The organism is Pusillimonas sp. (assembly GCF_044464525.1).
Lineage (GTDB): Bacteria > Pseudomonadota > Gammaproteobacteria > Burkholderiales > Burkholderiaceae_B > Pusillimonas.
The window spans coordinates 110,159-128,985 of sequence record NZ_JBIQLE010000002.1; the positions used below are offsets into that span (position 1 = coordinate 110,159).

Genomic DNA, 18,827 nt, shown 5'->3' on the forward strand with positions numbered 1-18,827 from the left:
GCCGGCGCCACAGGGCTTGTTAATCCAGGCTATAGCTGTTTACACTCTGATAGTGGTTTTATTCTTACTTGACAGAGATCTACATGGCTAAGCAAATTATTCATACCGACGCGGCGCCCGCCGCAGTGGGGCCCTACTCACAAGCTGTGGCGGCGCCCAGCGGCAAGACTGTCTACCTTTCGGGACAGATCGGGCTCGAACCCAGCACCGGCGAACTGGTCTCCGAAAACTTCGAGGGCCAGGTCCGGCAGTCTTTCGCCAATATGCAAGCCGTCATCGAGGCCGCCGGGGGTTCGCTCGAAAGCATCGTAAAGCTTACGCTCTACCTTACCGATCTTGGCAAGTTCGCCAGCGCCAACGCCATCATGGGAGACATCATCCCCCAGCCGTTCCCGGCGCGCTCGACGATCGGCGTGGCAAGCCTGCCCAAAGGCGCGCAATTCGAGGTCGAGGCCATCATCGTCGTTTAGGCGGTCTGTCGTCTTTAGCCGTGTCTACGTCCGCGACCAGGCCAACGTCCCGAAATGCCGGCCAGTCCGGTCCGGCGCCAGACGCACTTAGCGCCTCGCAGCGGCGCTTTCTACGGCTGGGGCTGCACAACGAGCAGGATTTCATCGTCCATTTACCGCTGCGCTACGAGGATGAAACTCGTATCCAGCCCATTGGATCGCTGCGGCCGGGGCAGCCCGGGCAGGTTGAAGGCCAGATCGTGCACAGCGAGGTGCAATTTCGGCCGCGTCGCCAACTGGTGGCCATGATCGAAGACGGCTCCGGGCGCCTGGCCTTGCGCTGGCTTAATTTTTATCCGAGCCAGCAAAAGCAGGTCGAGCGGGGCAAAAGGGTAAGAGTGCGCGGCGAGCCGCGTGGCGGCTTTGCGGGGCTCGAGATGGTGCATCCGCGCGTCACAACCGCCGGCGGCGAACTGCCCGACTCTCTTACGCCGGTCTATCCGACCACCGACGGCCTTTCCCAGCCGATATTACGACGCGCCATCGATCAAGCCCTGAAACGGGCCGACCTCAGCGACACGCTGCCCGATGACATTCGCATTCGCTACCGCCTGATGCCGTTCGGCGAGGCGATTCGCACCTTGCATCATCCTTCGCCCAGTATTTCGTATCACGACCTGGTCGAGCGTGAACATCCGGCATGGCGTCGCATCAAGTTCGACGAATTGCTGGCGCAGCAGCTGTCGCTTGCCATGGCCCGCGCGGCAAGGCTGGCCCAGCGCAGCCGGGCTTATGCGGGCAAAGAGCGAAGGCTGGTTGACGCATTGCTGCAAAGCCTGCCTTTCAGATTGACCCATGCCCAGCAGCGCGTCGTTACCGAAATTGGCGCCGACCTGGCGCGTAAGCATCCCATGCACCGTCTGCTGCAGGGCGATGTGGGCAGCGGTAAAACGGTGGTGGCGGCCCTGGCCGCGGCACAGGTCATCGCCAATGGCGGCCAGGTCGCCATGATGGCGCCCACAGAAATCCTCGCCGAACAGCATCATCGCAAGCTGGCGGGCTGGCTTCAGCCTCTTGGCGTGCGGATCGCGTGGCTGACCGGCAGCCTCGGCGCCAAGGCCAGGCGCGAAGCCATCGCGGATATCGAGTCCGGTCAAGCCCAACTGGTGGTAGGCACGCAGGCGCTTATCCAGGACAAGGTCGTTTTCGCCGACCTGGGTCTGGCCATACTCGACGAACAGCATCGATTCGGGGTGGGGCAGCGCCTGGAACTCAGCCGCAAGGGCGAGGCGGCAAACGGAGCCCTTATTCCGCATCAATTGAACATGAGTGCGACACCCATTCCGCGCACCCTGGCAATGACGCACTTCGCCGACCTGGAGGTTTCCGTCATCGACGAGTTGCCGCCCGGACGCACGCCGGTCATCACCAAGTTGGCCTCCGAAGAGCGGCGGGAAGAAATCCTTGCCCTGGTTGCACAAGAAGTTCGCTCGGGCAGGCAGGCATATTGGGTTTGCCCGCTGGTGGAGGAAAGCGAAGCCCTGCAGCTGCAGACAGCCGTGGACACCCACCAACGCTTGGTGCAGGCGCTGCCCGACCTGCGCATCAGCTTGATACACGGCAAGCTCAAGCCTGCTGAAAAGGCCCGGGTGATGGAGGAGTTTCACGCAGGCAAGGTCGATCTGCTGGTAGCCACCACGGTCATAGAGGTGGGCGTCGACGTTCCCAACGCGTCGCTGATGATCATCGAGCACGCAGAGCGCTTCGGGCTGGCCCAGTTGCATCAACTAAGAGGCCGGGTAGGGCGGGGCGCCGTCCAGTCCGTCTGTTTGCTGCTGTATCAAGCGCCTTTGTCGCAGATAGCGCGCGAACGATTGCGCGCCATGTATGAAACCAACGACGGATTCGAAATCGCCCGACGTGATCTTGAACAACGCGGTCCAGGCGAATTTCTGGGGGTGCGTCAATCAGGAGCGGCTCTTTTGCGCTTCGCCGATATTCAAACCGACGGCGAGCTCGCCTTGCAGGCCCAGCAACTTGCCCGGCACTGGCTTGAACACGAGCCCGACAAGGCCGGCGCTCATATGCATCGCTGGATGCGCGGCAAACAAGATTATTTGCGAAGCTGACGCACCCCAGCTTCGCGCCAACCCATTTAACACTAGCGAGTAGCCATGACACTGACGGAATTGAAATACATCGTCGCGGTAGCGCGCGAAAGGCATTTTGGTCGGGCTGCCGACGCCTGTTTCGTCAGCCAGCCGACTTTATCCGTCGCCATCCGCAAGCTCGAGGATGAACTGGGCGTCGTCCTGTTCGAGCGCGGCGGCGCCGAGGTGGGGGTCACGCCCATCGGCCTGAAGGTCGTGACCCAGGCCCAGCGCGTGCTCGAAGAGGCGACCAACCTCAAGGAAATTGCGCGGCAGGGCCATGACCCGCTTGAGGGCCCCTTGAGGGTAGGGGTGATCTACACCATTGGCCCCTACCTGCTTCCAAAGTTGGTGCCGGCCCAGATTGAAGTCACTCCGCAAATGCCGCTGGTGCTGCAGGAAAATTTCACCACGCGCTTGCTCGAGCTTCTGCGGCAAGGTGAAATTGATTGCGCCATCGTCGCGCTTCCCATTCCGGATGCGGGGCTTATGGTGCAGCCTCTTTACGACGAACCTTTTTTGGTGGCGGTGCCCAAAGGCCATCCCTGGGCGCGCGTGGAACAGGTCAGCTCCGCCGCGCTGAAGGAGGAAACCATGCTGTTGCTTGGAGCCGGCCATTGTTTCCGTGACCAGGTGCTTGAGGTATGCCCCGAGCTGTCGCGGTTCTCGGCCTCCAGCGAAGGGATACAGCGCACTTTCGAAGGCTCGTCGCTTGAAACGATACGCCATATGGTGGCGGCCGGGGTGGGCATTACCGTATTGCCGGCCAGCGCGATCGGCGCCGGCGTTCCCAAGCACGACCTGCTGGCCTATATACCTTTCAAAAAGCCCGTGCCAGACCGTCGCGTGGTGCTGGTATGGCGCAAAAGCTTCCCACGGCCAACAGCGATTCAAGCATTGATCAAGGCAATTCAGCGCACCGAATTAGCGGGGGTTCGATATCTGGAAGAACCTTCCGACGTGGTATCCTGAATCTGTCGTCAACTACACAAATGGAGCTGCACAATGGCAAAGGCAACACGCAAGTCTTCAAGTAAAACCGACAAAGGCATCGCAATCGATATCGGCATCAGCGCCAAAGATCGTGAGGCGGTTGCGCACGAGCTTTCCAAGATGCTCGCCGACTCATACACGCTTTACCTTACAACCCACAATTTTCACTGGAACGTCACCGGGCCCCTGTTCAATACCCTCCATGAAATGTTCATGACCCAGTACACCGAGCAGTGGCAGGCAATCGACGAAATAGCCGAACGCATCCGTGCGCTGGGCCATTACGCGCCAGGCACCTACGCCCAGTACGGCAAACTGGCATCCATCGCGGCGCCCGAAGACGTGCCCCAAGCAGACGAGATGGTGCATTTCCTCGTCAAGGGCAACGAAGCCGTGGCCAAAACGGCACGCGCAGCACTCGAGCGCGCAGAAGACGCCAAAGACGCACCGACGGTCGATCTTCTTACCCGTCGCCTCGACGTTCACGAAAAGAACGCCTGGATGCTGCGCAGCTTGCTGCAATAGCTTTCATATCATCCGTTTCGCAATTCATGAATCAAGAACTTACCTTAGGCTTCATCGGCGGAGGCAATATGGCCTCCGCACTTGCGTCAGGCCTGATCGGAAAGCGCTGCGGCGCATCCGACGTACACGTCATCGACATTGACCCGGACGCGTTGGCGCGCTGGCGCGAACAGGGCGTCAGTACCGCAGCGGCGCCGAACGATACATTATCCTCACGACGCGTCTGGATCTTCGCGGTCAAGCCCCAGGTCATGAAAGAAACCGTGGCGCAGTGCAGGCCGTTCTTGCGTCCCGACACCCTGGTCATCAGCATCGCCGCCGGCATCGATAGCGGAACGCTGGCACGCTGGCTTGGCGGCGACACACCCTGGACACGACTGATACGCAGCATGCCCAACACTCCGTCGCTTATCGGGGCAGGGGCGACCGGCCTGCTGGCGTTGCCAGGAGTTTCCGAAGATGACCGCGCAGTGGCGCAACTTTTGTTCAAAGCGGTGGGCGAGTTCATCTGGGTCGATGATGACACGCAGCTTGACGCCGTCACCGCCTTGTCTGGCAGCGGGCCGGCCTATGTATTCCTCTTTCTCGAGGCGCTGATCCAGGGCGGGCTTGATCTTGGCCTCAATGCCGAACAATCGCGCAAGTTGGCCCTGGCAACCTTGCATGGGGCAACAGAATTGGCGGCCTTGTCGCCAGAGTCGCCCGCCACATTGCGCGAAAGGGTAACTTCCAAGGGCGGCACCACAGCCGCCGCGTTGGCAGTATTCGAACAACAAGGTTTTGCGCCCCTGGTTCGGCAGGCCATGCGTTCGGCCTACGAGCGCGCCGGCGAACTGGCCACCGAACTTTCAAAATAAGTTTAGACCAAACCCTGCTTCTTCAGCGCAGTCTGGGCGCCTGGATCGGCATCCATGCGCTCCATGAACCGCTTCAGATTGTGCAGGTTCGACAGGTCGAGTTTTTTAATACGAGCCCAAAGGCCCACCACATACAGATAAGGGTCTGCAATGGAGCGTTTGCCGGCGATCCAATCTTTTCCTTCAAGCTGCTTGTCGACAACGCCGAACAGGAAGCGCAGGCGCTCTGAGGTTTTCTCGAGCAGTAAATTTTGTATATCGGCATCGTCGGTATACGCTTGCACGCCGAACATCATCGAGAAGGTGCGGTGCAGGTCGGAGTTCGCGAAGTTGAGCCAGCGGCGCACCTCGGTACGCTCGACAATGTCCGCGCCGTGCAGGCCTGCGTCGGGATGAAGCTCGTTAAGATACTCAAGGATGGCGACGGTTTGCGTCAGCACCAGGTCTCCGTCTTTAAGAACCGGCACGGAACCCAAGGGATTAAGCTGAAGGAAGTCGGGTTGCTTAAGGGCATCGCGTTCAACCGACTCGGTTTCGTACGACAGCCCCATCCATTCCAGCACGATTTGCGTGACCAAAGGGCAGGCGCCGGTCAGATAATACAGTTTCATTTTCTCTCCTGTGGTTTGCGGTGGGCGCTTATCGATTATTTAAGATGGACATCAAGAAAGCGCGCCATCCGATGGTAGAACTCGAATTTGTTTTCGTCATTATGGAACCCGTGGCCCTCATTATCCTTGACGATGTATTCCACGTCGATGCCCCGGGCCTGCAGGGCGGCCACCATTTGGTCGCTCTCATCCTTGTTGACGCGTGGATCGTGAGCCCCCTGCGCGATAAGCAACGGAGTCTTGATTCGATCGGCGTTCAAAGCCGGTGAGGTGGCCTCGAGGCGTTCACGGTCGGCCTCCGGGTCGCCCACCATCTGGTGCATTTTTTCCAGCATGGGCTTCCAATACGGCGGGATGGTGTTCAAGAAAGTGAGCAGGTTGGACACCCCCACGTAATCGATGGCCGCCGCGTACAGTTCGGGCGTATATGTAATGCCTGCCAGTGTCGCATAGCCGCCATAGCTTCCGCCATAGATTGCGATGCGGGACGGGTCGGCAATACCCTGGTCAATCATCCACTGGACGCCGTCGGTGACGTCATCCTGCATGGACAGCCCCCATTGCCCGAAACTGCTTTCCCAAAAAGCGCGGCCGTAGCCGGTGGAGCCGCGAAAGTTCATTTGCAGCACGGCGTAGCCACGATTGGCCAGGAACTGCGCCTCGGGATTGAAGCCCCAGCTATCGCGCGCCCAGGGGCCGCCATGCGGGTTGACAACGCAGGGCAGGGCGTGCGCCTCGCGTCCCAAGGGCAAAGTAAGGTAACCGTGTATCGTCAGGCCATCGCGGCTTGTGTATTGAATGGGCCTTACCACCGCCATATGCTCTTCGGGCAGGTCGGGATTTATGTCGGCCAACTTGTCCAGAGTGTCGAGTCGTGCATCGTAAATGTAGCGGCTGCCGGGCGTGCGGTCGTTATAGGCGGCGACGATGAACTTGTCTTCGGCGCGCGTGCTGCTTTGATACGCAACCTCGTAGCCCGGCAGATGGTTTTGAAGTCGCTCATGCCGTTCACGGCTTAATTCGTCGAAAAAATGATACGCGGGCTTGTCGGTTTGGTACGCCGCCATCGTAAGCACTTTGCGCAAGCGCGAGTAGCCCGCCCCGTCCAGATCGACCTCGGAGTGTTCAAAGACAAGTTCTTCTACATCGGGCTTGGCCGGGTCGATGCGTGTCAACGCCAGCTTGTCGCGTCCCCGGTTGCTAAGGGCATAAAAACCCACATTGTCGAAGTCGAAAAACTGAGGTGAAACAGTGGTGCGGAAATCGGTTTGTATCAAGGGACGGAAATCGCTCTTTTCGTCTTCTCGATACAGGAACACCGTCTCGAGGCCATCGCTGGCGATGGCGGCGCGCACACGCCCGGCATGGTCAGTTTGCCAACCCACGACATTGCCCGGGTTCTCGGCCACCAGCGTAAGTTCACCGTTGCGGATGTCGACCCTATAAACATCGAAAGCCTCGGGGTTGCGTCCGTTATGGCTGATCAGCATGTGATCGGGGTCGTCTTCAAGATCGTCTTCGATACTGGCGCGCACGCCGTCGAACGGGGTCAGGTCGGTAACGGCGCCTGTTTTCGTGTCGACTGCCAGCACGTGGAAGTTCTCATCGCCGTTAAAATCCTTTTCATAAATGACGGTGTGTTCGCCTTTCCAGAAATACCCGCTGATGTCGCGCTCGGTTTCCGCCGTGATGCGCCGGGCTTGTCCGGTGGGCCGACTACCGTCCAGCGCTTGAACAAAGACGTTCATGCGCGCGGGCTGCCCATCGATGGAAACGGGTTCCATGAACCCCAACATCGTCCCATCGTCCGACAATCTGAAATAACCCCGTGCCGGGTTGCGAAAAAATGTCTCGATGGGATAGATCGGGGGCACAGGCTGCGAGGAAGCTCCGTCTGGGACGAGGCCGATGCGAAAATAAAGATGGTCAAATAAAGAAAGCATGAGAAAACCCTGAAAGTGCATAGACATTACTATATCGGCTTGAACACGCGCTGCATACGTTTCCCTTTCTTTCATCACCATTTGCCATTCCATGCAAGCCCCTGATTTTTCTCTTTCCGGCAAGACAGCCCTTATCACGGGCTCGACCGGCGGCCTGGGTTTTGAGATCGCCAAGGCCTACGCCGCAAGTGGCGCGCGGGTAATCGTCAACGGCCGCACACAAGATCGCGTCATGCTTGCGGTGAGCGCCATAAACGAAGCCGGAGGGCAGGCGGTTCCGCTGGTGTACGACGTCGGCGACCTGAAGGCGCAGGCTTCGGCCTTCGAGCAGGCTTGCAGGCAAATCGGCACGCCCGACATTCTGGTCAACAACGTCGGCATCCGCTTGCGTAAAAGCCTCAGCGAATCGAAACTTGAAGAAATCCAGACTCTAATCCACGTCGATCTGATCGCGGCAATGCACCTTTCCAAACTGGCGGCCGCGCGCATGAGAGATAATCAGCTCGCAGGGCGCATCATTACGCTGACCTCCATCGCAGATCGCGTTGCGCGCCCGGGTGACGCCGCCTACGCTGTAGCCAAGCACGGCCTGGCGGGCCTGGTAAAGGCGCTTGCCGTGGAATACGGCCCCCATGGCATTACCAGCAACGGCATTGCACCCGGCACTTTCGCCACCGAAAGCAATGCCAGGCTTGCCAGCGACCCCATCGAAGGGCCGCGCGTATTGGGTCGCAACCCGCTCCAGCGCTGGGCGCAGCCTGGCGAAATAGCCGGCGCCGCCGTCTTCCTGGCTTCGTCTGCAGCCTCTTACGTCAATGGCCACATCCTGGTGGTGGATGGCGGTTTTTCTATTGCGTTTTAAAGATGGACTTTTGACATGAACACACCGTTTCGCCTGGCCATAAATGGGTACGGCCGTATCGGACGCTGCTTTCTGCGCGCTCTATACGAGTCGCCGCTGATCGACCGCTTTCGCGTCGTCGCCATCAACGAGCCGGCTGACCTGGACACCATGACCTACCTGACGCGTTTTGACTCCACCCACGGCGTCTTCCACGGCAAGGTGGAGCAGGGCGCGCAAAGCATGCTGATCGACGGGCACGAAATCGCAGTCACCCATGCAAGCACGCCCGAAGAAGTGGATTGGCCCGGGCTGGGCATTGACATGCTGATTGAATGCTCGGGCCGTTACGGAACCCGCGGGCAATTGCAGCGTTTCATCGACGCCGGCGTACCGCGTTTATTGCTTTCACATCCCGGCGCCAGTGCCACCGACGTTGACGCCACCGTGGTGTACGGCATCAATCATCAAAAGTTGACCGGGCACGAGCGTATTGTCTCCAACGCATCGTGCACCACCAACGCGATCGTGCCGGTGTTGAATCTGCTGCACGGTTCCTTCGGTGTCGAACAGGCTTTCCTGACCACCTTGCATTCCGTGATGAATGACCAGCCCCTGATCGACGGCTACCACAACTCCGACTTGCGGCTCACCCGCTCGGCGATGCAATCCTTTGTTCCCGTCGCCACCGGGCTGGCCAAAGGGGTGGAACGGCTGCTGCCCGAGCTTGCCGGTCGCATCCAGGCCAAGGCCATTCGGGTTCCCACCCTGAACGTCTCGGCCATCGATCTCATGTTCCAGACCCAAGCCGATGTGGGCGTTGCGGAAATCAACGCGCTTATGCGCCAAGCCGCAAAAAATGCGCCCGATTACATTGCTTACTCTGATCAGCCCCACGCATCGGTAGACTTCAACCATGACCCGCACTCGGCCATCTTCGACGGCAGCCAGACGCGGCTCTGCGGCTCGCGCATGGCCAACACTCTGGTGTGGTTCGACAACGAATGGGGGTTCACCAATCGCCTGCTCGACGTTACCGCCATCTGGAGCCGGCTGCTGGACGAGCAAAGGGAAACCCGGCCCACCGGCAAAAGCGAAAGCGAAAGCGTATAGTAATAAGTTCAATGGCGAGCCTTTCGTCGAGGTATTGCCTGTTTTCCAACACGCATCAAACAGGAGCCCGCAGCAATGGCCAGCACGCGCGTCGAAACCGATTCCATGGGAGAAATTGAAGTTCCCGCCGAGCGTTATTGGGGCGCTCAAACCCAGCGTTCAATCCATAACTTCCCTATCGGCGTGTCGCGGTTCAAATGGCAGCCGCCCATCATCCGGGCCCTTGGCATCCTCAAACGCGCCGCCGCCGAAGCCAACGCTGAAGTGGGCGAACTACCTCAAGACATCGCCGACCTTATCGTGCAGGCAGCCGACGAAGTTATCTCCGGCAAGCTTGATGAGCAGTTTCCATTGGTCGTGTTCCAGACCGGCTCAGGCACACAGTCAAATATGAACGCGAACGAGGTGATCTCCAATCGCGCCATCGAACTGGCCGGCGGGGCCATGGGCAGCAAAGCCCCGGTTCATCCCAACGATCACGTCAATCGCGGCCAGTCGTCCAACGACACCTTTCCCACCGCCATGCATATCGCCGTTGCGCAAGAACTCGAGCGCGACTTTTTCCCGGCGTTGCGCCAGCTTCGGTCCACCTTGCACGACAAAGCCCGTGAGTACGATCAGCTCGTCAAGACCGGCCGAACCCATTTGCAGGACGCCACTCCCATAACCCTCGGTCAGGAAATCGGCGGCTGGGTGGCGCAAATAGACTTCGGGCTTCAGGCGATAGAGGCCGCCTTGCCGGGTATCTACGACCTGGCCATAGGCGGCACGGCCGTGGGCACCGGCCTGAATGCTCACCCGCGTTTCGGCGATACGGCCGCCGCCCGCATCGCGCAGATCACCGGCTTGCCGTTCAAGTCGGCCGACAATAAATTTTTTGCATTGTCTGCACACGACGCCCTGGCTAATCTGTCTTCCGCCTTGCGCCTGCTTGCCGGCGGGTTGTTTAAGATGGCCAACGACGTTCGCTGGCTGGCCAGCGGCCCGCGTTGCGGCATTGGCGAGTTGGTCATCCCCGACAACGAACCGGGCTCTTCCATCATGCCCGGCAAGGTCAACCCGACCCAGTGCGAAGCGCTGACCATGGTCTGCGTCCAGGTGTTCGGCAACGATGCAACGGTTGCCTTTGCCGCGAGTCAGGGTAATTTCCAACTTAACGTGTATAAGCCCGTCATGGTTCACAACGTGCTCGAAAGCATTGCGCTACTGGCCGATGCAAGCCGTGCCTTCAATGATTATTGCGCCGTGGGGATCGAACCCAATCTTGAAGTGATCGAAGCCAATCTGCAGAAAAACCTCATGCTGGTCACGGCGCTAAACCGCCACATCGGCTACGACAAGGCGGCAGCCATCGCCAAGAAAGCCCAGAAAGAAGGGACCACGCTGCGCGAGGCCGCACTTGAGCTTGGACACGTCACCGCTGAGCAATATGAGCAATGGATCGTGCCCATTGACATGACCCGCAACTAGCGACGGCGAATCCCAGGAGGCCGGCACATGAAAATCAAGGTCGACATCAGGCGCGCCTATGAGAAAGCAGGCAAAAGCGAGGGCTACCGTGTATTGGTGGACCGCATATGGCCGCGCGGCATCTCTAAAGACGAATTGCATTTCGACACCTGGTGCAAAGATCTCGCTCCCAGTCCCGAGCTGCGTAAATGGTTTGCCCATAAGGTAGAGAACTGGGATCGGTTCCGCAAGGATTACCAGGCGGAACTGCGCGGTGAAGATCAAAAGGAGCGCATCCGCCAGCTGGTCAAGGACGCCGGGGAATCACATATCACCCTGCTGTATGGCGCTCGTGACACCGAGCACAATCACGCTCTGATCCTGGCCGACGAAATTTCGCGCGTTGCGGCTTCCATGCGCAAATCAGCCAAAAGCGGCGGCGAAGCTAAAAAATCCGCGTAAGCGGCGGGTAAGGCTATACTGGGAACTGAAGGCGTTCGCGGGGCGCCGCACATCGGAAGCCGCAATGATCCGATCTATTCAAACCCACCTTGTTTCCTTCCGCTGGCTGTTTTGGGCCGCCATGGCGGTCGCCATGCTTTGCGTGGGCAACCTCTCTATCGGCCAGACCAAGGGGCAAGTCGTCGAGCTCAAGCTAGACGGCGTCATCAGCCCAGCCTCGTCCGACTTCATCGTGCGCGGCATCGATCGCGCCGCATCGCAAGATGCCCAGCTCGTCGTCATCACTCTGGACACTCCAGGGGGCCTGGACGCCTCCATGCGCAGTATCGTCAAATCGATATTGTCGTCCCCCGTGCCCGTCGCGACCTATGTCGCTCCCACCGGCGCCCGTGCCGCCAGCGCCGGTACCTTTATCCTGTACGCCAGCCACATAGCCGCCATGGCGCCGGCCAGCAACATCGGCGCCGCCACGCCCGTACAGATAGGCGGTGCATCCAAGCCTGCCGAAGCCGCAAAGAAGGGCGAACAAGAAACCGAGCCCACTGACGCCTCGGGTAGAAAAGCCCGCAACGATGCAGCCGCCTACATCCGCAGCCTGGCGCAATTGCGGGGCCGCAACGCCGACTTCGCCGGAAGGGCGGTTCTGGACGCCGCCAGCATGTCGGCACAGGAAGCCCTTGAAGAAGACGTGATCGATGTCATCGCCACTGATATTTCCGACCTCTTGAAACAGCTCGATGGGCGTCAGGTCGAACTTGCCGGCGGCAATATGGCCAGCCTTCAAACGGCCGATGCGCCCGTTGCGCAAGTAGAGCCCGACTGGCGCACCAAGTTGTTGCTGCTGATCGCCAACCCGCAGGTGGCGGTGATACTGATGATGATAGGCGTTTACGGGCTTTTCTACGAAGTAACCAGCCCAGGCCTGGCGGGCCCGGGCATCGCAGGCCTCATCAGTTTGCTGCTTGCTTTTTATGCGTTCCAATTGTTGCCCGTCAACTGGGCGGGTGTCGGCCTTATTTTCCTGGGACTGAGCCTTATGATTGCCGAAGTGTTCTTGTCCAGCTTCGGCATCGCCGGAGCGGGCGGCGTTGTCGCCTTTGTCCTGGGCGGCATATTCCTTACTGACACTGATATTCCCGGTTTTGATCTGGGGCTTCCCTTCATCATCGGCACTGCATTATTTAGTGCCGCAGTACTTCTGATCATCGGCCACCTGGCGCTTCGATCGTATCGCAGCCGTGTCGTCAGCGGCGCCGAATACATGGTTGGCCAGACAGGCACGGTAACCCATATCGAGAACGGCACTACTTATGCCAACATCCAGGGCGAGCTGTGGAAAGTTCATGGCGGCCAGCCGCTGCATACGGGCCAGACGGTGCGCGTTACATCGATTGACGGCCTGCTTCTTGCTGTCGACGTCGTTGCGCCGACTGCTTCCCGATCCAACCCACGACACTCCTAACTGTCCACCAAGGAAAACCTATGTTCTTCTTCGATTTCGATCTTAACTTCGGCCTGCTGATCCTGTTGATCGTCATTGTGGTCATCTTGATCAACACGGTGAAGATTTTGCGCGAGTATCAGCGCGCCGTGATATTTACCCTGGGTCGCTTTACAGGTGTGAAAGGGCCGGGCCTGGTCATCGTCATTCCCGGACTGCAACAGATGGTGCGAGTCGACCTGCGTGTAATAACCATGGATGTGCCCAGCCAGGACGTCATCTCACGCGATAACGTTTCGGTCAGCGTCAACGCGGTGATCTACTTTCGCGTCGTTGCGCCGGACAAAGCCATCATCCAGGTCGAGCGTTACCTGGACGCCACCAGCCAGTTGGCCCAAACCACATTGCGCGCCGTGCTGGGCAAGCATGACCTGGACGACATGCTCTCCGAACGCGAGAAGCTCAACCACGACATACAGGCCATACTTGACCAGCAGACCGACGGCTGGGGCATCAAGGTAACCAACGTCGAGATCAAGCATATCGATCTCAACGAAACCATGATCCGGGCTATCGCACGCCAGGCCGAAGCAGAGCGCGAGCGGCGCGCCAAGGTCATCCATGCCGAGGGCGAAAAGCAGGCTGCCCAGGCATTGATGGAAGCCGCCCAGAAACTCGCCGAGCAACCCACGGCCATGCAATTGCGCTATCTGCAAACGCTTACGCAGGTGGCCGGCGACAAGACCTCCACTATCGTGTTTCCGGTGCCGGTCGACATGATCGCGGGCTTCTTTGATAAATCGGCGAAGGGCTTCTCTCCCATCGTGCCGCCTGTGCCCGCGCAGCCGACGGCGCCTGCCACCGACCCCGATCTGCCCCGGCGTATCGACCCGGTCGCATAAGGTACGGCATGAGCAATCGTCCAAGCAAAAAGATGCGATCTTCGAAGGCGCGCTATGCGGCGCAGGGCCGAGCGCTGCTTGCCGGCTTGGCAATCGCCGCGGCTGTGCTGCATGCGCCGGCTTTTGCACAAACCGAGACATTTGAAAGTGAAGCCGGGCCGCTCGAGGTAACGACGCTGCTAAAGGGCCTGGAAAACCCCTGGAGCATGGCGTTCCTACCCGACGGCCGGGGCATGCTTATTACTGAAAGGCCGGGGCGCTTGCGTCTCTGGACGCCGCAAGACGGCTTGTCAAAAGCGCTGGCGGGAACGCCCGAAGTGTTCGCCCAGGGGCAGGGCGGTTTGCTCGACGTGGCATTGCCGCCCGACTTCCCCGAAACCCGACGCGTTTATCTGTCGTTTGCCGAAGGCTCGCCCCGCAATCCGAGCGAAGGGCCGGCCGGCACGGCAGTGGGATATGGCAGGCTGTCGCAAGACGGTCTTCGTCTGGAAGACTTTCAAGTCATTTTCCGTCAACAGCCCAAATTATCCAGTGGCGTGCATTTTGGGTCGCGCCTGGTGTTCGACGGCGACGGCCATTTGTTCATCGCCTTGGGCGAAAACAATCAACGCTCCACCGCCCAAGATCTGGACAAACTGCAAGGGAAGATCGCTCGCGTGCACCTGGACGGCAGCGTGCCGGAAGACAATCCTTTTCTTGACCGTGACGACGCCGCGCCTGAAATCTGGTCTTACGGCCATCGCAATCAACAGGGCGCCGCCATTAATCCCTGGAGCGGCGCACTTTGGACCCACGAACATGGGCCGCGCGGCGGCGACGAAATCAATATAGCCGTCGCCGGCAGGAACTACGGCTGGCCGCTGGCCACCCACGGCATCAATTATTCAGGCTTGGCCATACCCGAGGCTCAAGGCGAAGCTGTATCCGGGACAGAGCCGCCACACCATGTGTGGGAAAAATCCCCTGCAATCAGTGGAATGGCTTTTTATGATGCTCAGCGCTTTGCGCAATGGGAACATTCTCTTTTCATCGGCGCCTTGGTCGATAAATCAGTCATACGGCTGAAGCTGGACGGCGACAAGATTACTCACGAGGAAAGATTCCTGAAAGAAATGGGTGCGCGCATCCGCGACGTCAGGGTTGGCCCGGACGGCTATCTTTATGTATTGACCGACGAACGGGACGGACGCTTGTTGAAAGTGGGTCTCGAGCCCTGAAAAGCGGCATAGGCTTACTTGACCAATGTCACGGGCAGGTCGATCAGGCTTATCACCTTGGTAGCCACCGAGCCCATCACCAGGCCCGAAATGCGGCTGAGGCCCCTGGTGCCCATTACCACGTGGCTGCTGCCTTGCTCTTTGGCGTGCTCGACTATGGTCTCGGCCACGGGCCCCACCAACACGGCGAATGTCGTCGTGGGTGCGGATGCGCCCGCCAGCAGCTCACGTGCGTCCTTAAGCGCCTTTTCGCCTTCTTCTTCGTAATATTCGTCGAGGATATCGGCCGAGATGAAACGCTTGACGTTGCCCGAGGCGATGGGCGGCTGCACCGTAATGACTTGCAGCGTGGCGCCGGCGCGCTCGCCTATCATGGCAAGAGCCGTCTTGAGAGCGTTGAGGGACGATTCGGACCCGTCGACAGGGACTAGTACTTTATTCATTCGGAACCCATAAGAATTTTGAGCCGTGCTCCGCGCTACGGATCGTTTTGGAATAGGGTTATCTTAAACCATGCGAATCGGGGTTGTTCCACTAGGTTTCGTACAGTTTGCGTAAAAGGCGCAGCAAGGTATCGCGTTCACTATCTGAAAGGACGCTGGCGGCCTCATCTTCTATACGCAGAGCTTCTTTCTCTGCGCTTCGACAAAGTGTCAGGCCGGCGTCCGTCAGAGAAAAGCGTTGCTTGCGCCCATCGCGGTCGCTGCGCTGGCGAACAAGCAAGCCCCGGGCCTCAAGCCTTTCCAAAACAGGAGCCAGATTGGGCGGCGCCACGCCGATGCCCTGGGCCACCTCTTTTTGGCTAAGGCCGGCGTTGGCCAATAAAAGGCTCAACACGGCGAAGTCGGCGGGCCGCAAGGAAAAAGACGCCATCCTCTGGTCGGAAAATGGTTCGACCTTCAGGAACGCCCGCCGGCAATGATAGCCCAGAAGGCGGTGCATCAGCGATGGAAGCAGGGCGCCTTGGTTATCGTCGTCGGCTGGATTATTCTGATGTGGAGCGGCCGAAGCGACGGCCGTCCGGCGACCCGATGTCAATTCAAGACTCCGCCGGCGCCGCGTTGAGCCGTTGCGCGAAATTGACAAACCAGGCCATGCTGTCGGGATTGGACATGGCATCGGGGCTGGCGACCTTGTCGACGCTGGTACCCAGCAGCAGCTTGCGCACGGGCAGTTCCATCTTCTTTCCGCTAAGTGTGCGGGGAATCTGCGTTACAGCGTGGACGTCATTAGGCACATGGCGGGCTGACGCCTTGGTCCGGATTTGCTCTTTGATGCGCGCCGCCAACGCATCGTCCAGTTCGACGCCCTCGGCCAGCACCACGAACAGCGGCATGTAAGAAGGGCGGCCCAGATATTCAAGATCGACCACCATGCTGTCACGCACCTCGGACAGCTCTTCGACGACGCGATAAATTTCGGCCGTGCCCATGCGTATGCCATGGCGGTTGATGGTCGTGTCGGAACGACCATAAATTACCGCCGTGCCGCGTTGGCTGAACTCAATCCAGTCGCCATGTCGCCAGTAACCCGGGAAGGTTTCGAAATAGCTTTCAAGATAGCGCTGATTGCCGGCGTCGTTCCAGAAACAAAGCGGCATCGAAGGCATGGGCTTGGTAATGACAAGCTCGCCGACTTCGTTGATGACGGCTTCTCCGTCGTCATTGAACGCGTATGCGGCCACGCCCAGCTCGGCGCATTGAATTTCGCCGGCCGTGACGGGCAGGCAGGGGGCGCAGGCCACGAAGCCCGACGCAATGTCGGTACCGCCGCTGATGGACGCCAGCCACAGATCGCGCTTGACGTGGTCGTAGACCCATTGGTAAGCGTCCAGCGGCAGCGGTGAGCCGGTGGAGTTGATACTGCGCAAGGCTTGGAAATTCGCTTGAGCGCCGGGGTTCAGTTCATCTTTCTTGCATTGGATCAAGAATGCGGCGCCGCAGCCGAAATGGGTAATGCCTTGCTCGTCAATGAAACGCCACAGCGATTGCGTATCCGGGTAAGCCGGATTGCCGTCGTACAGCACCACCGTGGCGCCCGATAAAAGACCGCCCACCATCAGGTTCCAGACAATCCATCCGGTGCTGCCCAGGAACATGAATCGGTCGCCCGCGCGCACGTCGTGCTGCAGCTGCATGGTCTTGAGGTGGGTGAGCACGATGCCGCCATGTCCGTGCACCATGGCCTTGGGCATGCCCGTGGTGCCCGAAGAATAGACAATCCAAAGCGGGTGATCGAAAGGCAGACGCGTGAACTCCAGCGGCGCCTGCCGAGATAGCGCTTCAGTCCATGAAAGGCGATTTTTCCAGGACGGCGCGTCGTTGGAAGCCGGACCAGGCACGTGGATGACATGGTCGATAGACGGCAGTTTGTCCAGCAGTTCGGATACCACGGCGGAGCGGTCGTGCAATTTGCCGTTGTAGCGATAGCTGTCAACGGCAAACATGACCTTGGGCTCGATCTGCTGGAAACGATCGACCACCACCGATACGCCCATCTCCGGAGAGCAACTGGACCAAATGGCTCCCAGGCTGGCGCAGGCCAGAAAAGCCACCACGGTTTCGGGAAGATTGGGCATATAGGATACGACCCGGTCTCCGGGGCCTACCCCCAACTGCCGCAAGCGAGCCGCCAGCGCACCCGTTTGTTCTTGTAGATCTTTCCATGACACCTCGCGCGGCGGCGCGTCTTCTGCGCGGGCCAGCAGTGCAGGGCGGGAGGGGTCTGCGTTGCGAAAAACGTGTTCGGCATAGTTGAGCTTCACGTCTGGAAACCACTTGGCTCCGGGCATGCTTGCATCAGCCAACACCTCTGTGGGATCGCCATCGGCCTGCACATCGAAAAAGCGCCAGACTGCGCTCCAAAACTGCTCGAGCTCGTCGACCGACCATTGCCAGAGCGAGGCGTAGTCATCGAAGTGTTTTCCGTGCTCTTGCTTCATGTACTCGATGAACGCCGCCAGCCGTGTCTCGTTGATCTGTTGCGCGGTGGGGCGCCAAAGGACTTCGCCTTGCTCGATGGCCATGCCTGGACCTCTTGATGTAAAGAAACTGGAATAAATGCTTATGATACATAAGTAATTCTGCAGGCACATGAGGATAGGCCTGGGGAAAACCATAAGACGAAGGCGACTCATGGTCCATCAGTTACAAACTGTGCTTCTTTTGTCCATTGAACCTCAAAGCACGGCATATATTGCAGTTTGATGTCATGACCGTGACTTATACGCATACTTATGCACAGACTTTGTGGATAAGCTTCCTGTCGCCGGGCGTGGTGCTTGCTAGGAAGATACAGCCATTTCGATTACCAGGCGAAGTCATGAAAGCGTATCGCGTCGCAATATTGGTCGGCAGTTTGCGTAGGGATTCCTACAACCGGCAGTTGGCCGAAGCCCTCATTGCAGCGGGTTCAGGCCGGTTCGAATTTCAGCGAGTGCGCATCGATGATCTGCCTTTGTACAACCAGGATCACGATGAAAACCAGGCAGAGCCCGTAAGGCGGATGAAACGCCAAGTGCGGGAAGCAGACGGGGTGATTTTCGTCACGCCGGAATACAACCGTTCGATACCAGGGGTCTTGAAGAACGCCATCGACCATGGGTCTCGGCCCTTTGACGATAGTGTCTGGGCGGGAAAGCCTGCAGGAGTGATGGGGGCGAGCCCGGGGTCCATGGCTACGGCGCTGTCACAGCGCGATCTGCGCAATGTCTTGGCGTCATTGGATATGCCGACGCTGGCCCAACCGGAAGCCTATGTGCTGGTTAAAGAGGGAACGTTCAATAACATAGGCGGCGTAAACGAAGAGTCGGTACATGTCTTTATGCAAGACTGGCTGCATCGCTACGCCGCCTGGGTGGCGAGATTCGCTTGAA

Annotated in this window: 18 protein-coding genes; 13 read left to right on the forward strand and 5 right to left on the reverse strand. The window is 59.1% G+C overall.

Features of this window, described 5'->3' with window-relative positions; all coding sequences use genetic code 11:
• The first annotated feature begins 83 nt into the window (after positions 1–83).
• The 5 genes from ACIY1O_RS01735 (at position 84) to proC (ending at position 4,974) form a co-directional block, all read left to right on the forward strand.
• The gene (locus ACIY1O_RS01735) at positions 84–470 is read left to right on the forward strand and encodes a Rid family detoxifying hydrolase (protein ID WP_397473344.1); all 387 of its coding nucleotides are present in this window, start codon (positions 84–86) and stop codon (positions 468–470) included.
• Positions 471–592: 122 nt separating this feature from the next.
• Complete coding sequence (gene recG, locus ACIY1O_RS01740) at positions 593–2,578, forward strand: ATP-dependent DNA helicase RecG (RefSeq protein WP_397473448.1); 1,986 nt, start codon at positions 593–595, stop codon at positions 2,576–2,578.
• 45 nt (positions 2,579–2,623) lie between these two features.
• Entirely contained in the window at positions 2,624–3,571 is a 948-nt protein-coding gene (locus ACIY1O_RS01745) for a LysR substrate-binding domain-containing protein (RefSeq protein WP_397473345.1), read from the forward strand.
• A gap of 33 nt (positions 3,572–3,604) precedes the next feature.
• Positions 3,605–4,117, forward strand: a complete 513-nt coding sequence (locus ACIY1O_RS01750; RefSeq protein ID WP_397473346.1) for a Dps family protein — start codon at positions 3,605–3,607, stop codon at positions 4,115–4,117.
• 26 nt (positions 4,118–4,143) lie between these two features.
• A complete protein-coding gene (gene proC, locus ACIY1O_RS01755; protein ID WP_397473347.1) occupies positions 4,144–4,974 on the forward strand; it encodes a pyrroline-5-carboxylate reductase in 831 nt (276 codons plus the stop codon).
• A gap of 2 nt (positions 4,975–4,976) precedes the next feature.
• On the opposite strand, the gene ACIY1O_RS01760 is transcribed toward proC, so the two are convergent.
• Positions 4,977–5,585, reverse strand: coding sequence for a glutathione S-transferase family protein (locus tag ACIY1O_RS01760; protein WP_397473348.1), 609 nt, complete (start codon positions 5,583–5,585; stop codon positions 4,977–4,979).
• 35 nt (positions 5,586–5,620) lie between these two features.
• Positions 5,621–7,528, reverse strand: coding sequence for an alpha/beta hydrolase family protein (locus ACIY1O_RS01765; RefSeq protein WP_397473349.1), 1,908 nt, complete (start codon positions 7,526–7,528; stop codon positions 5,621–5,623).
• A gap of 91 nt (positions 7,529–7,619) precedes the next feature.
• On the opposite strand from ACIY1O_RS01765, the gene ACIY1O_RS01770 reads away from it, so the two are divergent.
• The 7 genes from ACIY1O_RS01770 (at position 7,620) to ACIY1O_RS01800 (ending at position 14,953) form a co-directional block, all read left to right on the forward strand.
• A complete protein-coding gene (locus ACIY1O_RS01770; RefSeq protein ID WP_397473350.1) occupies positions 7,620–8,390 on the forward strand; it encodes an SDR family oxidoreductase in 771 nt (256 codons plus the stop codon).
• 15 nt (positions 8,391–8,405) lie between these two features.
• Entirely contained in the window at positions 8,406–9,482 is a 1,077-nt protein-coding gene (locus tag ACIY1O_RS01775; RefSeq protein ID WP_397473351.1) for a type I glyceraldehyde-3-phosphate dehydrogenase, read from the forward strand.
• A gap of 75 nt (positions 9,483–9,557) precedes the next feature.
• Complete coding sequence (fumC, locus tag ACIY1O_RS01780) at positions 9,558–10,952, forward strand: class II fumarate hydratase (protein WP_397473352.1); 1,395 nt, start codon at positions 9,558–9,560, stop codon at positions 10,950–10,952.
• 27 nt (positions 10,953–10,979) lie between these two features.
• Positions 10,980–11,393, forward strand: a complete 414-nt coding sequence (locus ACIY1O_RS01785; protein WP_397473353.1) for a DUF488 domain-containing protein — start codon at positions 10,980–10,982, stop codon at positions 11,391–11,393.
• Between the two features lie 64 nt (positions 11,394–11,457).
• The gene (locus tag ACIY1O_RS01790; RefSeq protein WP_397473354.1) at positions 11,458–12,855 is read left to right on the forward strand and encodes an NfeD family protein; all 1,398 of its coding nucleotides are present in this window, start codon (positions 11,458–11,460) and stop codon (positions 12,853–12,855) included.
• A 20-nt stretch (positions 12,856–12,875) separates the two neighbouring features.
• Positions 12,876–13,736: a slipin family protein gene (locus ACIY1O_RS01795; protein WP_397473355.1), complete on the forward strand. Its 861-nt coding sequence runs from the start codon at positions 12,876–12,878 to the stop codon at positions 13,734–13,736.
• Between the two features lie 8 nt (positions 13,737–13,744).
• A complete protein-coding gene (locus ACIY1O_RS01800; protein ID WP_397473356.1) occupies positions 13,745–14,953 on the forward strand; it encodes a PQQ-dependent sugar dehydrogenase in 1,209 nt (402 codons plus the stop codon).
• A 14-nt stretch (positions 14,954–14,967) separates the two neighbouring features.
• On the opposite strand, the gene ACIY1O_RS01805 is transcribed toward ACIY1O_RS01800, so the two are convergent.
• From ACIY1O_RS01805 to ACIY1O_RS01815, 3 genes are all read right to left on the reverse strand, one after another.
• Positions 14,968–15,396, reverse strand: coding sequence for a universal stress protein (locus ACIY1O_RS01805; RefSeq protein WP_397473357.1), 429 nt, complete (start codon positions 15,394–15,396; stop codon positions 14,968–14,970).
• 91 nt (positions 15,397–15,487) lie between these two features.
• The gene (locus ACIY1O_RS01810; RefSeq protein ID WP_397473358.1) at positions 15,488–15,991 is read right to left on the reverse strand and encodes a MarR family winged helix-turn-helix transcriptional regulator; all 504 of its coding nucleotides are present in this window, start codon (positions 15,989–15,991) and stop codon (positions 15,488–15,490) included.
• A 1-nt stretch (position 15,992) separates the two neighbouring features.
• Positions 15,993–17,978: an acetoacetate--CoA ligase gene (locus tag ACIY1O_RS01815; RefSeq protein ID WP_397473359.1), complete on the reverse strand. Its 1,986-nt coding sequence runs from the start codon at positions 17,976–17,978 to the stop codon at positions 15,993–15,995.
• Between the two features lie 296 nt (positions 17,979–18,274).
• Between ACIY1O_RS01815 and ACIY1O_RS01820 the strand changes: the two genes are divergently transcribed.
• The gene (locus ACIY1O_RS01820; RefSeq protein WP_397473360.1) at positions 18,275–18,826 is read left to right on the forward strand and encodes an NADPH-dependent FMN reductase; all 552 of its coding nucleotides are present in this window, start codon (positions 18,275–18,277) and stop codon (positions 18,824–18,826) included.
• Position 18,827: the final 1 nt, after the last annotated feature.